Source organism: Leisingera sp. CC-HEC093, from assembly GCF_059429195.1.
This window is the reverse complement of sequence record NZ_JCAIJR010000001.1, coordinates 1,532,405-1,546,734: the sequence shown is the minus strand read 5'-3', so window position 1 is coordinate 1,546,734 and position 14,330 is coordinate 1,532,405. Positions and strand designations below refer to the sequence as shown.

Genomic DNA, 14,330 nt, shown 5'->3' with positions numbered 1-14,330 from the left:
TGACCTTGCGGTCAATTCACCCCCGCGAGTATTTTGAAAAGGTGAAGATTACACCCGCTCAATCGCAATCGCCGTGCCCTCGCCGCCGCCGATGCAAATCGCAGCCACACCGCGTTTCAGGCCGCGCTTCTCCAGCGCGTTCAGCAGGGTGACAATGATCCGCGCGCCAGAGGCGCCGATCGGGTGGCCCAGCGCGCATGCACCGCCATTCACATTTACCTTGTCACGGGAGAGGCCCATTTCGTGCATGAAGGCCATCGGCACCACGGCAAAAGCCTCGTTCACTTCCCACAGGTCTACGTCTTCAACCGCCCACCCGATGGATTTGAGCAGTTTCCGAGCTGCCGGCACCGGTGCGGTGGTGAACCAGCCTGGCGCCTGGGCGTGGCTGGCGTGCCCAAGAATACGGGCGCGGATTTGCAGGCCCTTCGCCTCTGCAGCTTCGGACGAAGCAAGAACCAGAGCCGCCGCGCCATCCGAGATTGAAGAGGCATTGGCCGCGGTCACGGTGCCGTCCTGGCGGAACGCCGGTTTCAGCGTCGGGATCTTTTCCGGGCGCGCCGATTTGGGCTGCTCATCCGCGGCTGTTACCACGTCACCCTTGCGGGTCTTCACCGTAACGGGCGCGATTTCACCGTCAAAGGCTCCGCTTTCCTGCGCTTCTAGCGCATTGGAAAGGGATTTCAGCGCGTATTCATCCTGGGCTTCGCGGGTGAACTGGTACTTTTCGGCGCAGTCCTCGGCAAAAGTTCCCATCAGGCGGCCCTTGTCATAGGCGTCTTCCAGCCCGTCCAGGAACATGTGGTCGATCACCTGGCCGTGGCCGATGCGGGCACCGCCGCGCATCTTGGGCAGCATGTAGGGCGCGTTCGACATGCTTTCCATGCCGCCTGCAATCATCGTATCCGCGTGGCCCAGGGCAATCTGATCAAAGGCAATCATGGCGGCCTTCATACCGGAACCGCACATCTTGTTGAGCGTGGTGGCAGGCACCTCATCACCCAGACCGGCAGCGAACCCGGCCTGGCGCGCAGGGGCCTGGCCCTGGCCTGCAGGCAGGACGCACCCCATAAGGACTTCGTCTGCCGTAGCGGACCCGGCCTGCTCCAAAGCTGCCCGGATCGCCGCGCCGCCCAGATCTGCAGCCGTCACCCCGTTATACATGCCCTGGAATCCGCCCATCGGCGTCCGGGCTGCTCCGGCGATAACAACGTCTTTCATGCAATTTTCCTCCAATCGTCGAAATATTACCTACAGAATAGTAAGGTTTGCGGTCTAGAGTGCTGCGTAATGACGTTACATCCCGGGGGACCAAAATGAGCCTGACGACCACCATGACGGGCGATGCGCAAATCGTCAAAGTCAATGCCGAGCGCATTGATGCCGCCATGGCCATCCAATTCAAAGAGGACATGCGCACGGAAACGGAAAGCGGACCGGAGCGCGTGATTCTGGACCTGTCCGAGGTGCAGTTTATTGATTCCAGCGGGCTTGGCGCGATTGTCGCCGCAATGAAGCAACTGGGCGGAGGACGACGGCTCGACTTAGCCGGTTTGACCCCGATGGTAGAAAAGGTATTCCGGCTGACCCGGATGGATACGGTCTTTAATCTCTACAGTTCGCTGAGTGAAGCAACCGCGCCGGCTGGTGCCAGTTCCTGAGTACGACAGCGCTGGCGGCGCAATGCGAGAAATTTATGGTAAAAACCATTGCCTGCTCGTTCACGGCCACGAACCAGGATGCCCGTAACGGCATCGCGTCTGTCGTGGATCAATTGCGGTCCCTGGATCTCCCGGCGGCCCGCGTGGACGAGGTGCAAATTGCCTTGACTGAAGCAGTGAACAACGTGGTGGAGCATGCTTACGAAGGCATGCCGCCCGGAGAGGTGCGGATTCGTGCGGAGCTTTTTGCGGAACGCTTGTGGATCAGCATCCAGGACGCAGGCGCCCCGTTTCCGAACGACGAACTGCCGGTAGGCAAGCCTGCCGATGTCAACGTTCCGGCCGGCAGCCTCCCAGAGGGCGGATTTGGCTGGTTTCTGATCCGCGAGCTGGCAAGCCAGGTCCGGTATGAGCGCGCGGAAGGCAGCAACAATCTCTCTCTCTGCTTCGAGATCCAGGTCGCCAGCCCGCCTGCCGAAGTCTGACCCGGCCGCCAGCGCCGCGCCTGCTGTATTTGATTTTGCTGCATTTTAATCTTTGGTCACACTTGCGACGCATTCCCGGCCAACCGCAGCCCAACAGATATGCGAATTCTTACCCGTAGCTGAAACGAGCTTCCCCTGGTGCCGTGTATCTTAGCCCCCACCAGTGCACGGCACCGGGGACATCTGTTTCAGCCCCCCCTCGCATCTAGACATGACACCCGGTTCCAGCCCGGCTGCACGGGAATTGAATTGCCTTCCGCTGGCCCCTGCCTAGTCTAGGCGCGTCAACAAGGGGAGCAATGCGATGCGCGATTTCCATTTGCCCGGACGGTCGGCCGTCTTTGCCGCCACCGGCATGTGCGCCACGTCGCACCCGCTGGCAGCCGGCGTGGCGCTGGATATACTGAAACGCGGCGGCAACGCCATGGACGCAGCATTAGCCGGCGCGGTTCTGCTAGGCATATGCGAACCGCAGATGACCGGGATAGGCGGCGATTGCTTTGTGCTGCATTCACGACCCGGTCAAGATATTCAAGCCCTGAACGGATCGGGTTGCGCTCCTGCCGCAGCCAGCGCCGCGGCCCTCAGGGCGCAGGGCCTGGAAACAGTGCCGCTGTACAGCGCAGATGCAGTCACTGTTCCCTGCGCGATCGATGCCTTTTGCCGGCTGGCGGAAAGCGAAGGCCGGCTTGGGCTTGATGTTTTGCTGCAGCCCGCCATTCACTATGCCGAAGCCGGCGTTCCGGTGGCGCCGCGCACTGCCTTTGACTGGCGAAACAGTGCTGGCACCCTGCAAGGCGCAGCGAGGCGGCTTTACCTGCAAGACGGCCGCCCGCTCCGCCAGGGTGATCTGTTCTGTGCGCCCGGGCAGGCTGAAGTCCTGCGCCGCGTTGCCCGGCACGGGCGCGAGGCTTTCTACACCGGCGAAGTGGCTGAAGACATGATCGCAGCGCTGACAGCACAAGGCGGTGTTCATACGGTAGAGGACTTTGCTGCCGCCAGCAGCTTTGCAACGCAGCCGGTTGCGAGCGGGTACAAGGAGCTGAACCTTGCCGAGCATCCGCCAAACGGCCAGGGGGCTACTGCCTTATTGCTGCTGAACATTCTGCAGCATTTCGATGTCGCCGGGATGGATCCCTCCGGCGCCGAACGCGCGCACATCGAAGCAGAAGCAGCAAAACTGGCCTATGACGCACGCAACCGGTTTCTGGCAGACCCGGATCACACAACGCAGCTGGCACATATGCTGGCACCGGAAACCGCCGCTCGTCTTGCTGCGCTGATCGACCCCAAACGCGCCATGGCCGCCGCAGCACCACTGACCGAGGCGGTGCATAAGGACACGGTCTATATCACGGTGGTGGACAAGGACCGTATGGCAGTGTCGCTGATTTATTCAATCTTCCACGGCTTCGGCTCCGGCATAGCATCAGAGAAGTTCGGCATCCTGCTGCAGAACCGCGGCGCGGGCTTCACGCTGGAAGAAGGCCATCCCAATGAACTTGGCCCCGGCAAAAGACCGATGCACACAATTATTCCGGCAATGCTGCAGAAAGACGGCGAAGTGATCATGCCCTTTGGTGTGATGGGTGGCGGATATCAGCCCACCGGCCACGCACGCCTGGTGTCGAACCTCACGGATTTCGGCATGGACCTGCAATCGGCAATAGACGCGCCGCGCTGCTTTGCAGATGGCGGGGTTTTGAAAACCGAGCGCGGATATAGTATCGCGGTCCGCCAGCAGCTATCGGATCTGGGACACAAGGTGGAAGAGCCTGACACCCCGCTTGGCGGTGCACAGGCGATCCGCATCCATGCCTCAGGTGTGCTGGAAGGCGCCAGCGATCCGCGTAAGGACGGATGCGCGCTGGGGTACTGACACAAGTTCAGCCCGGAAATTCGCCTGCTCAAATTTCAGTTCAGCTGGTAGTGGAGAGAATAGGCGCCGCCATCGAAATTGCCGAACATCTCCGGCACATCCGGGTGGCCAATCGGCTCTCCGGAATAGTCCGCAACCAGGTTCTGTTCGGACACATATGCCACGTAATAGCTTTGGTCGTTCTCGGCCAGCAAATGGTAGAACGGCTGATCCTTGACCGGCCGGCTGTCTTCGGGGATTGCCTCGTACCATTCCTCGGTATTGGAGAACTCCGGATCCACATCGAAAACCACACCACGGAAGGGATGCTTGCGGTGGCGGACAACCTGCCCAAGATTATATTTTGCGCGTGTTCTCATCATAGTCATGCTGCCCCCGACCATTAACAAATAGCGCGGCGGCGAGGCAATTGTCCAACAGTTGACGCAAATTTTCGGGGAAACAGACTGTGAACTTCACTACGACAGTTGTTTGGGCAATCTTTTCAACGCCCCCTCGGCCAACCGCTTGGGGAAGGCGGGGCGAGCCGCAGCGGATGTGCCGAAACAGCGCCGCAAACTTCGGCCTAATCAAAGAATTCCTGCCGCTGCGTTGAGGCCGCTGTCTGGGCGAGCCAAGCGGTGCCAGGTTATTCTCCTTACCTGGCTGCAGCCCCGCCGGGGAAGGTATTTGCCAACCGGGCCCTGCTGCAGGTGCAACGCCCTGAAATTTGATTTCCTCGCGCGCTGCAATCCGTTAGACTTGCCGCAAAACAAACCCAAAACAAAATGGGCAGAGGCAATGAGCAGACTCATCAGCGCCCTCGTTCTCCTCATGGCGGTTGCGTCTTGCGGAGGCGGGCACAAAGCGCCGCCGCGCAACTTGGACAATGCGTGCAGCATCATCGAGCAGCGCCCCGAATACCTGAAAGCCTTCCGCGCAACCCAGCGCCGCTGGGGGGTTCCGGTGCATGTGCAGATGGCAACCATCTACCATGAAAGCCGCTTTCGCGGCGACGCCCGCACACCTCACCAGTACCTGCTGGGGGTAATTCCGGTCGGGCGGCAATCCAGCGCCTATGGCTACAGCCAGGCCCTGGACGGCACCTGGGACGATTACCGGCGGGACACCGGACGGCGCCGGGCCAAGCGCGACAAGATCAGCGATGCCGCGGACTTCATGGGCTGGTACATGCGCCGAAGCCTCGAGAAGAACGGCATTCCGCTCTACGATGCGCGTAACCAGTATCTGGCCTATCACGAAGGGCACTCCGGCTACGCCCGCGGCAGCTACAGGTCCAAGTCCTGGCTGATGCGGGTTGCCGGCCAGGTCGAATCCCGCGCCCTGACCTATCAGGCGCAACTGGCCACCTGCCGCAAATACCGCTAACTGCGGCCGCACTGTGAAGACCACAGGGGCAGTATGCTGGTCGAGGTTACTATCCGCCCATGGCGCTGTCCGTAGCGCCATGGAAGTCAAGGAAAAGATGCACTGACTAAGAGCGGACACCCAGGAGCAAAACCGTTGCCGCTACAGCGCCGGGGTCAATCCGCCTGCGGTGAGGCGAATCCCGGGTGCCTGCGTTGTAGAGCAGACCTGCATTAGCCACGGCTATGATTGGCGGGCACCTGGGATTAGAAGAGTTCTTCGACGAAGCGGTGCAGTTCTTTCGCCCCCCTCCCGAAGGAAGCGGCAGCGACCGGCTCAGCGGGACCGCCCGCTGGTCGTGAACAGGCTGGAGGACAATTTCTTTCCGGTTTCCATCGCCCCCAAAATAACGGTCGTCTGACCGCCGGCGCTGTCATGGATCACCCATTTGCGCAGTTCTACCGGGCTGCCGGTAAACATCATTTCGATACTGCCATAGTCCGGGTTTTTAGGATCTTGCGCCCGCACGATGGTTGAAGTGCCGTCAAAGCTGTGCCCGACCACCATGTTGGCCCGGCCTAAGTCCACCTTGCGGTCCAGTATGATTGACAACGGCGTCCGCTTCAGCGGGTAGGTCTCAGGCGGCTGGTTTGATTTGGGGTCGTGGATCAAAACTGCGCCGCCGCCGGCCACCACAGTACCGCCGCCTTTGCCGTCATACTCAAAACGCATGCGGCCCGGACGGTGCATATACAGCTTGCCCGTGGACAGGCTGCCGTCGTCATTGATCTGGGTGAATGGGGACGTGGCCGTCGTGATTCCGTTCAGGTAACGGGAGATTTCATTCAGGCTCAGCTTCTCTGCTGCCCAGGAAGCCGGGGCAGCAAATGTCAGCACAATGGCAAGTAAAAAGCGTTTCATAGGCACAACATAGGTGCGCTGCTGCAGATGTGAAGATGCCGGATCCGCAAGGATCCGGCATCGGCGGTTTTTTGTTTGCTCACTGTTCGGGAACCAGAATTTCCCTTTTACCGACGTGGTTCGCAGCTGAAACAACCCCTTCGTCCTCCATCTGCTCTACCAGCCGCGCGGCCTTGTTGTAGCCGATCGCCAGCTTGCGCTGAATGTAAGAGGTAGAGCACTTGCGGTCTTTGATGACGATGGCCACTGCCGTGTCATAAAGCGCGTCCTCGGTGTCGGTGTTGCCGCCTGCGTTCAGCCCAAGAACGGCGTCAATGTTGTCGGCCTTGTCTTCGTCCGGGCCATCCAGCACGCTTCCGACGTAATCCGGTGGGCCGAATTGCTTGAGATGGTTGACCACTTCCTCAACCTCTTCGTCCGAACAGAACGGACCGTGGCAGCGGGTGATTTTGGCACCGCCCGCCATATACAGCATGTCGCCCATGCCCAGGAGCTGCTCCGCGCCCATCTCGCCCAGAATAGTGCGGCTGTCGACTTTGGAGGTCACCTGGAAGGAAATCCGGGTCGGGAAGTTTGCCTTGATGGTGCCGGTGATCACGTCGACGGAGGGGCGCTGGGTTGCCATGATAAGGTGGATGCCCGAGGCACGCGCCATCTGCGCCAGGCGCTGGATACAAGCCTCGATCTCCTTGCCCGCGACCATCATCAGGTCGGCCATTTCATCGACAATCACAACGATGTAGGGCAGTGCTTTGGGTTCAAACTCTTCGGTCTCGAACACTGGTTCGCCTGTGTCGTCGTCGAACCCGGTCTGCACCGTCCGCGAGAACATTTCCCCCTTAGACAACGCGTCTTTCACGCGGCCGTTGTAGCCCGCGATGTTACGCACGCCCATCTTGGACATCTTGCGGTAGCGGTCCTCCATCTCACCCACCACCCATTTGAGAGCCACAACGGCCTTCTTCGGATCGGTCACAACAGGCGAGAGCAGATGCGGGATGCCGTCATAGACGGACAGTTCCAGCATTTTGGGGTCGATCATGATCAGCCGGCATTCGTCCGGCGTCAGCTTGTAAAGCAACGACAGGATCATGGTGTTGATCGCCACCGACTTACCGGAACCGGTGGTGCCGGCGATCAGCAGGTGGGGCATTTTGGCGAGGTTTGCGACCATGGCGTCGCCGCCGATGTCCTTGCCCAGTGCCAGAGGCAGCGCGTGGTTGCCGTCGCCGAAATCCCGGGAGGACAAGATTTCGCGCAGAACCACCTTCTCGCGGTTCTCATTCGGCAGTTCGATGCCGATCACGGTGCGGCCAGGCACGGTCGAAACACGCGCGGACAGCGCAGACATGGACCGCGCGATATCATCCGCCAGGCCAATCACCCGAGAGGCCTTGAGACCCGGAGCGGGCTCCAGCTCATACATGGTGACAACGGGGCCGGGGCGAACCGAGACGATCTCGCCTTTCACGCCATAATCGTCCAGGACGGTCTCCAGCATCCGGGCGTTTTCTTCCAGCGCCTCATCGCTCAGATGATGGCGTTCGATGCTGACGGGGTTGGTCAGCAGGTTCAGGGGCGGCAATTCAAAATCACTGTCACTGTCGTCAAACGCCAGGTTGGGCTGGGCTTCGGCCTTGGCCCGCACCGAGGGCTGCACCGGCTTGCGGGCAGGTTTCTCCACCACCGCCTTGCGCGGCTCTGCCACTGGCAGATCAACGGTCAGCTTCGGGCCCGGGGCTTTTGCAGTCTTGAGGGCGTCCGGCAGCACCACTGCCGTGTCCGGAAGCGCTTCGGCTGGCACATGGTCGGGCGTTAGCATCTGGGACGCGTCATCGAAATCACCGCCGCCGTCTTCATCCCGTGCATGGACATCTTGGGCCTGCGAACTAAAAACCTCTTCGACAGGAGCCTGCCAAGACAGCGGCGGCTCTTCCGGGACCAGCGGCACGGCCAGCCCCGCAGCCGTCAGCGGAGGCTCAGCAGGCAAGCCGTCCTGCGCGGCAGCATGATTGAATATCAGCGGCGCAGGGCGTTTGCCGCGCCCCTTGGTCAGTGGGAAATTCGGGTCCAGTTCCGGCGGTGTGTCGGCCGCCCGGCGGATCCGCACCGCGTTTGCGATCTTCTTTGAGATCCGGTCCTCGCCGCCCGCTTCATCGGCCAAAACGTCGTCTTCGCCCTCAGAGTATGTGTCCACCGCATAAACGTCTTCATGCGCCGGCGAAGCAGGTGCAGCCCGGCGGATCAGCCCGGGCACGCGCGACAGCAACCCGCCCTTGACGGGCGGGGCTGGCTCTTCCTGGTATTCGTCAGCCGCGTATGCATCTTCTGCGTAGTCTTCGAACATGTCCGGATCCGCATCCGCGCCAGCATAGGCTTCCTCCTCTGCAGCGCCGGTGCGTTCGGCCCGCTCCCTGCGGTATGTCATTGCGGCCTGCAGCCCGCTGGAGGCGCCACGGCCAAGCAAGGCCGCAACCGCGCCATACCCCAGGACGAGGCCAATCATCACCTTGTTCAGGCCCTTCTTCACCTCAGGCCAGGTAAAGCCCAGCACCACGCTGCCAAGCGCCAGCATGCCCGCGGCGCTGAGCAGAGACATGATCTTGACCATGAAGTGCAGGCCCACCGGCAAAAGCGCCAGCAGCGCACCCAGGAAGGTATAGCCAACCATGCCGCCAAGGCCGAAGTCGTAGTTTTGCTGCCAGCTGGTGCTGGCGTTCAGGGTCTCCATGTGCAGGGCCACCACCAGCAGCCACGGCACCGACATCAAAAGCGGCCAGACCACGCGATCCTCGCCCTTGTGCAGCACAAACCGCAGGCCCCAGACTGCCAGGAAAAGCGGCATCGCCCAGCTGGCCTTACCGAACAAAGTGATCAGGATGAAAGAAACAGAAGCGCCCGGGCGGCCCAGCCAGTTCTGCACTGGCGCGTCGGTTGATACTGTCCAGTTCGGATCCTCCGGCGTGTAAGAGCCGAGCATGGCCGCAACCATCAGCCCTACCAAAATCAGGGCAATCCCGATCAATTCCTTGCCGCGCTTTTCAATGGCTGCCTGCATATTGCTGTCGAGCAGCGGATCGCGGCTGCGGGTTTGAAATGCCATGCCTACCTCAGTTCCGTTTCCTTTGCCCCCGCCCTGCTGTTCACCGCAAAGGTCGAAGGCCAGTCCGTTTTTTGTCTTGGCGGCGCGCCCCTCAGCCAAGGGCCGCGCAGCAGAATTCAGTAAAGACAGCCACGCAGCGTGCGCAGCGCCTCGCGGGTTTCCTCAGCGGGCGCGACCAGTGCCACCCGGATGTAAGTTTCGCCCGGGTTCTGTCCTGGTGCGCCCTGTGCCAGATAGGCGCCGGGCAGTACCCGCACCCCGGTTTCCTTCCACAGCTTCAGCGCGGCCTGCTCGCCATTGTCCACTGGAAGCCAAAGGAAGAAGCCCGCTTCCGGTGCCATGTAGCCCTTGAGGCCATCAAAGACCTCATCGGCAATCTTGTATTTCTGCTGATAGAGCGCACGGTTCTCCGCCACATGCGCTTCGTCCGCCCAAACCCTGGCGGCGGCGGCCTGCAATGGACCCGGCAGCGGAGCACCAGAATAGGCACGCAGCTGCTTGACCCGCTTGATGGTTTCCGGCCCTCCGGCAATCAGTCCTGAACGCAGCCCCGGCAGGTTCGAACGCTTCGAAAGCGAGTTGAACAGCACCACCCGTTCGGGATCCGCGCCCACTTCCTGCGCAACGGTCAGCGCACCCGTAGGTGCCTCATCACGATAGATCTCGGAATAGCATTCATCCGCGAAGATGCGGAAATCGTGTTTTTCGGCCAATTGGATCAGTCTGGTCCAGTACGCGCGAGAGGCCACCGCGCCTTGCGGGTTCGCAGGCGAACATATGTAAACAACCGCCGTGCGGTTCAGCACGTCCTCGGGCAGGCTCTCATAGTCCGGCAAATGGCCGGTGGCCGCCGCCGCGGGAACGAAAACAGGCTCTGCCCCTACGGAAATCGCGGCTACCATATAAACTTGGTAGAAGGGGTTCGGGATCAGCACCACCGGCTTCTGCCCGTGTTTCTGCTCCGGGCACAGAGCCATGGCGGCATTGTACAACCCCTCGCGGGTGCCGTTCAGCGCCATGATCTGGGCCTCGGGGTCCGCGGTCACACCATAGCGTCGGCTGATCCAGTCCGATATCGCACCGCGCAGTTCCGGCGTGCCATCATTGTTCGGGTACTTGTTAAACCCGGCGGCATTTTCCGCAATGACATCGGTGACCCAGCCAGGAAATGCATGTTTTGGCTCGCCAATGGTCATATGCACCACGTCCCCGCCCGGGGTGTGATGGTCCAATAGCGCTCTCAGGCGCGGAAACGCATAGGCTGGCAGGTTCGAAAACCGCTCAGGAAAATCCATATCGTATGCCTCAGTCACAGGATCATTGGCGCCCCGTTTGCGCCTCAGGTTACAGGGGGCGGGCCGACGCGTCCACCCGGTGATACGGCCAGCGGGCCATATGTGGCTTTCAGGCCAAGGCAGCCTCAATCGCGGCGCCGGTGCGCAGCAGGGCCTCCTCGCAATCCGGCTGTCCCAGCACCTGCAGCCCGCAACTGGGTGTGCCAGTGGGCAGCGACAGCCCGCATACCCCCATCAAATTGCCAATCCGGGTGTTGCGCAGCGCCAGAAGATTGGACTGAATGTAATAGTCATGATCGCTCTGCAACCTGTCCAGATTGGGCGGCAGAATTGGCGAAACCGGGCTGAGCACCGCATCAAACCCAGCCACCGCCTGATCCCAGGCCATGCGGCACTGTTCCAGCTTGGTCCAGGCTGCGACATAATCCGCGCCACTGAACTGAGCTCCGGAGCGGAAGCGTTCCAGAATCTCCGCATACATCAACTGCGGCGACGCCTCGATCACGTCCTTCCACAGGCCATAGGCCTCAGTCGTGTAGAGAATCGGGCTGAGGTTCATCGCCTCGTCCAGCGCAGGCACTTCAAGCAGCACAACCTCTGCCCCGGCGCCTTGCAGCCTCTCCAGCGTTTCGCGGTGGGCTGCGGCAACCTTGGGGTCGAGATTTTCCTGCGCCACGTTCTGCAAATCCGCAAACCGGCAGCCTTTAAGGGATCCGGGGTTTCGCAGATCAGGTCCCGCGGTCCCTTCCAGCACACCCAGCAAAAGCCCGGCATCCTCCACCGAGCGGGCCAGCGGACCGACGGTGTCAAACTTCAGGCACAAAGGCACGACGCCCTCCAGTGTGATCCGGCCGGAGGTTGTCTTGAGCCCCACAAGATCGTTCCAGGCAGAGGGAATCCGGACAGAACCGCCCGTATCAGAGCCGATTCCACCCGCTGCCAGCCCATATGCCACCGAGGCAGCCGCCCCGGAGGACGACCCGCCAGGGGCTGCCTCCTGGTCGTTAACGCAGGGTGGTGTTTCCTTGACCGGGTTGAAGCCAAGGCCGGAGAACGCCAGCTCGCTCATGTGGGTTTTGCCGAGGCAGACTGTGCCCATGAGTGTTGCATTGGACAGCACGGCGGCATCCTGATCCGGTACCCGCCCCTTGAGCAAGTCCGAGCCGGATTCGGTTGCGGTGCCTGCGCTGTCGAACAAATCTTTCCAACTGATTGGCACCCCGTCCAGCAGCGAACGGCGCAGGCCCAGATCGGCGCGCTGCTGTGCCGCTTCCGCCTCCGCCAGGGCGCGGTCATGAGACACCTGCGTGTAGACCCGGTCTTTCAGGGGATGCGCATCGATGGCATCCAGATAGCAGCGCGTCAGGGCCACTGGGCTAATTTCACCAGCCGCAATCCCGCGTCCCAGATCGGCGGCAGTCATCGTCAGCCAGTCTTGCATCAGCATATCTCCCCTAGGCAGTTGCTGGTGACGGTAGCGGCAGCAGGACGCAGGCACAATCCTGCGCTTCCTGCATGGACAATCCCGCCAGCAGGCGCATATTGCGGGGCATGAAAAATGCGTCCGATATCCTGATCGTAGGCGGCGGGTTGAACGGTCCCGCGCTGGCCCTGGCCCTGGCACAGACCGGCCACAGCGTCACCGTGGTCGACTCTCTGACTCCTGACAAACTGGCGGATGAGGGGTTTGATGGCCGCGGTTATGCGCTGGCGCTTGCCTCCCAGCGGCTGCTGCAGCAGACCGGCGTCTGGCAGCATGTCGGGGACAATGCGCAACCCATGCTGGAGATCAAGGTGACGGACGGCCACGCGGGCCACGGGCCATCGCCGTTTTTCATCCACTTCGACCACGCGGAGCTGGAAGAAGGCCCGATGGGATACATGGTCGAAGACCGCTTCCTGCGCCGCGCTTTTCTGCAAGCGATGAAGAATGCCCCCGGCATTACCCTGGTGTCCGGGCGCACCGTGGTCGCACAAGCGCCGGATCAGAGCGGCGTGACGGTCACGCTGGATGACGGCGGAGAACTGCGCGGCCAGGTTTTGGTCGGCTCCGACGGGCGCCGCAGCGGTACCGCGCAGCGGGCCGGCATCAAGCGCACCGGCTGGGACTACGGCCAGACCGCGCTGGTTTGCGCTATCGACCATGAAAAGCCGCACCACGGCATCGCCCACCAATTCTTCATGCCGCCCGGGCCGCTGGCGATCCTGCCGCTGCCGGGGAACAGGTCGTCGATTGTGTGGAGCGAACGAACCGAGACTGCCCAGGCGATCCACGCGCTGGATGACACGGACTACATCCAGGCGCTGCGCCCGCGGTTCGGCGATTTCCTAGGGGGGATTTCCCTGGCCGGGAAACGTTTCACCTACCCGTTGAACCTGACCATTGCCAATAGTTTCATCGGCGACCGGATGGCGCTGATCGGCGATGCCGCGCATGGGATGCACCCGATTGCAGGCCAGGGCCTGAACGCCGGCCTGCGCGATGTTGGCGCGCTGGCAGAAGTGATCACCGAGGCCACCCGGCGGGGCGAGGACATCGGCTCATCCCTAGTGATGGAGCGCTACCAGCAATGGCGCCGTTTCGACACTGCTTCGCTGGCGGCGGCAACTGACATGTTCAATCGCTTGTTCTCCAACGACAACCCGCTGCTGCGGTTGGGCCGGGACATCGGCATGGGACTTGCGGGTGCCATGCCTGGGCTGCGCCGCGGCTTCGTGCGCGAGGCGGCCGGCCTGACCGGAGATCTGCCGCGGCTGTTGAAAGGGCAGGCAATTTAAGAAGGACTGGAGCCGCTGGCAGGATTAATCCAGCGCGCGCGCCTCATCCACCAGCATCACCGGAATGCCATTGCGGATCGGGAATGCAAGGTTGGCCGCGCGGGAAACCAATTCCTGCGCCTGGGCGTCGTATTCAAGCACTGCCTGGGTCAGCGGGCAGACCAGTGCTTCCAGCATCCGGCGGTCAAAGGCAGGCGCCTGAGTTTCGGTCATTGCAGGGTTTCCTCCTGAGAGCCGCCGCGCAAGGCAAACTCGATCAAAGTGACAAGCGTTTCCCGCCTTGTGGCAAGGCAAGGCGCCTCAAGCAAGGCCTGTTTGTCCTCGGGATCGAATTCCAGAAGCATCGCCAGAGAGTTGATCAACAGCTCATCATCCGCATCTTTCAGGGCTTCCCAATCCGTAGAAAGGTGGCGGGCGGAGAAGAAGCGTTCCAGCAAGTCCAGAAATGACGGGCGGTCAAGAGACTCATCCGCCTCACAGCGGCCAAGGTCGCGATCAAACCCCGTCCAGGTGACGTCGCAGCGCCGGTACGGCGTGAAGCCTCCCGCTTCGCGGGCGATGCGGAACCGGGACACGCCGGACAGCGTGACAAGGTAGCGCCCGTCCTCTGTTTCGGAAAATTGGGTAACCCGCCCGGCGCAGCCAATACTGTGGAGGTCCTCTCCATTGCCGTGCGGCGCGGGACAAGGCTGCACCATGCCGATCAACCGCTGCCGTGTTTTCAGAGTGTCTTCAAACATTTGCAGATACCGCGGCTCGAATATATGCAACGGCAGACGGGCCCGGGGCAGCAAAAGCGCCCCGGGCAATGGAAACACGGCAATCGTGTCCGGCAGATCGGCAGGCTGGATCATGGGACAG

General features: G+C 61.6%; 13 protein-coding genes. 5 read left to right on the top strand and 8 right to left on the bottom strand.

What is annotated here, in order from left to right:
• Nucleotides 1-48: 48 nt before the first annotated feature.
• Nucleotides 49-1,221: a thiolase family protein gene (locus tag AC5STB_RS07470; RefSeq protein WP_495442326.1), complete on the bottom strand. Its 1,173-nt coding sequence runs from the start codon at nt 1,219-1,221 to the stop codon at nt 49-51.
• Nucleotides 1,222-1,316: 95 nt separating this feature from the next.
• Here AC5STB_RS07470 and AC5STB_RS07465 point away from each other — a divergent pair, with 95 nt between their 5' ends.
• From AC5STB_RS07465 to AC5STB_RS07455, 3 genes are all read left to right on the top strand, one after another.
• Nucleotides 1,317-1,661 carry an STAS domain-containing protein gene (locus tag AC5STB_RS07465; RefSeq protein ID WP_495442325.1) on the top strand — a complete coding sequence of 115 codons (345 nt, stop codon included), beginning with the start codon at nt 1,317-1,319 and terminating at the stop codon, nt 1,659-1,661.
• A 35-nt stretch (nt 1,662-1,696) separates the two neighbouring features.
• Nucleotides 1,697-2,146 (top strand): ATP-binding protein, encoded by a 450-nt coding sequence (locus AC5STB_RS07460; protein WP_495442324.1) that lies wholly within the window; start codon nt 1,697-1,699, stop codon nt 2,144-2,146.
• Between the two features lie 304 nt (nt 2,147-2,450).
• Complete coding sequence (locus tag AC5STB_RS07455) at nt 2,451-4,025, top strand: gamma-glutamyltransferase family protein (RefSeq protein WP_495442323.1); 1,575 nt, start codon at nt 2,451-2,453, stop codon at nt 4,023-4,025.
• 35 nt (nt 4,026-4,060) lie between these two features.
• Here the strand turns inward: AC5STB_RS07455 and hspQ are convergent, their stop codons facing one another.
• Nucleotides 4,061-4,387 (bottom strand): heat shock protein HspQ, encoded by a 327-nt coding sequence (hspQ, locus tag AC5STB_RS07450; RefSeq protein ID WP_495444575.1) that lies wholly within the window; start codon nt 4,385-4,387, stop codon nt 4,061-4,063.
• A gap of 418 nt (nt 4,388-4,805) precedes the next feature.
• Here hspQ and AC5STB_RS07445 point away from each other — a divergent pair, with 418 nt between their 5' ends.
• The gene (locus AC5STB_RS07445) at nt 4,806-5,393 is read left to right on the top strand and encodes a transglycosylase SLT domain-containing protein (RefSeq protein WP_495442322.1); all 588 of its coding nucleotides are present in this window, start codon (nt 4,806-4,808) and stop codon (nt 5,391-5,393) included.
• A 315-nt stretch (nt 5,394-5,708) separates the two neighbouring features.
• On the opposite strand, the gene AC5STB_RS07440 is transcribed toward AC5STB_RS07445, so the two are convergent.
• The 4 genes from AC5STB_RS07440 to AC5STB_RS07425 all read right to left on the bottom strand — a co-directional run bounded on the left by AC5STB_RS07440 (nt 5,709) and on the right by AC5STB_RS07425 (nt 12,132).
• Nucleotides 5,709-6,293, bottom strand: a complete 585-nt coding sequence (locus AC5STB_RS07440; protein ID WP_495444574.1) for a LolA family protein — start codon at nt 6,291-6,293, stop codon at nt 5,709-5,711.
• 79 nt (nt 6,294-6,372) lie between these two features.
• A complete protein-coding gene (locus tag AC5STB_RS07435) occupies nt 6,373-9,396 on the bottom strand; it encodes a DNA translocase FtsK (RefSeq protein ID WP_495442321.1) in 3,024 nt (1,007 codons plus the stop codon).
• A gap of 116 nt (nt 9,397-9,512) precedes the next feature.
• Entirely contained in the window at nt 9,513-10,691 is a 1,179-nt protein-coding gene (locus AC5STB_RS07430) for an aminotransferase class I/II-fold pyridoxal phosphate-dependent enzyme (protein ID WP_495442320.1), read from the bottom strand.
• 109 nt (nt 10,692-10,800) lie between these two features.
• Complete coding sequence (locus AC5STB_RS07425) at nt 10,801-12,132, bottom strand: amidase (RefSeq protein WP_495442319.1); 1,332 nt, start codon at nt 12,130-12,132, stop codon at nt 10,801-10,803.
• 110 nt (nt 12,133-12,242) lie between these two features.
• On the opposite strand from AC5STB_RS07425, the gene AC5STB_RS07420 reads away from it, so the two are divergent.
• Nucleotides 12,243-13,469, top strand: coding sequence for an FAD-dependent monooxygenase (locus AC5STB_RS07420; RefSeq protein WP_495442318.1), 1,227 nt, complete (start codon nt 12,243-12,245; stop codon nt 13,467-13,469).
• Nucleotides 13,470-13,493: 24 nt separating this feature from the next.
• Here AC5STB_RS07420 and AC5STB_RS07415 read toward each other — a convergent pair whose 3' ends face one another.
• Both AC5STB_RS07415 and AC5STB_RS07410 read right to left on the bottom strand, forming a co-directional pair.
• Complete coding sequence (locus AC5STB_RS07415) at nt 13,494-13,682, bottom strand: Trm112 family protein (RefSeq protein ID WP_495442317.1); 189 nt, start codon at nt 13,680-13,682, stop codon at nt 13,494-13,496.
• Nucleotides 13,679-14,323 carry an LON peptidase substrate-binding domain-containing protein gene (locus AC5STB_RS07410; protein WP_495442316.1) on the bottom strand — a complete coding sequence of 215 codons (645 nt, stop codon included), beginning with the start codon at nt 14,321-14,323 and terminating at the stop codon, nt 13,679-13,681. Before AC5STB_RS07410 ends, AC5STB_RS07415 begins: the two co-directional genes overlap by 4 nt.
• Nucleotides 14,324-14,330: the final 7 nt, after the last annotated feature.

Excerpts from the sequence above, each read along its gene's own strand:
- AC5STB_RS07470 (WP_495442326.1), bottom strand. The coding sequence starts at position 1,221 with ATGAAAGACGTTGTTATCGCCGGAGCAGCCCGGACGCCGATGGGCGGA.
- AC5STB_RS07465 (WP_495442325.1), top strand. The coding sequence starts at position 1,317 with ATGAGCCTGACGACCACCATGACGGGCGATGCGCAAATCGTCAAAGTC.
- AC5STB_RS07460 (WP_495442324.1), top strand. The coding sequence starts at position 1,697 with ATGGTAAAAACCATTGCCTGCTCGTTCACGGCCACGAACCAGGATGCC.
- AC5STB_RS07455 (WP_495442323.1), top strand. The coding sequence starts at position 2,451 with ATGCGCGATTTCCATTTGCCCGGACGGTCGGCCGTCTTTGCCGCCACC.
- hspQ (WP_495444575.1), bottom strand. The coding sequence starts at position 4,387 with ATGATGAGAACACGCGCAAAATATAATCTTGGGCAGGTTGTCCGCCAC.
- AC5STB_RS07445 (WP_495442322.1), top strand. The coding sequence starts at position 4,806 with ATGAGCAGACTCATCAGCGCCCTCGTTCTCCTCATGGCGGTTGCGTCT.
- AC5STB_RS07440 (WP_495444574.1), bottom strand. The coding sequence starts at position 6,293 with ATGAAACGCTTTTTACTTGCCATTGTGCTGACATTTGCTGCCCCGGCT.
- AC5STB_RS07435 (WP_495442321.1), bottom strand. The coding sequence starts at position 9,396 with ATGGCATTTCAAACCCGCAGCCGCGATCCGCTGCTCGACAGCAATATG.
- AC5STB_RS07430 (WP_495442320.1), bottom strand. The coding sequence starts at position 10,691 with ATGGATTTTCCTGAGCGGTTTTCGAACCTGCCAGCCTATGCGTTTCCG.
- AC5STB_RS07425 (WP_495442319.1), bottom strand. The coding sequence starts at position 12,132 with ATGCAAGACTGGCTGACGATGACTGCCGCCGATCTGGGACGCGGGATT.
- AC5STB_RS07420 (WP_495442318.1), top strand. The coding sequence starts at position 12,243 with ATGAAAAATGCGTCCGATATCCTGATCGTAGGCGGCGGGTTGAACGGT.
- AC5STB_RS07415 (WP_495442317.1), bottom strand. The coding sequence starts at position 13,682 with ATGACCGAAACTCAGGCGCCTGCCTTTGACCGCCGGATGCTGGAAGCA.
- AC5STB_RS07410 (WP_495442316.1), bottom strand. The coding sequence starts at position 14,323 with ATGATCCAGCCTGCCGATCTGCCGGACACGATTGCCGTGTTTCCATTG.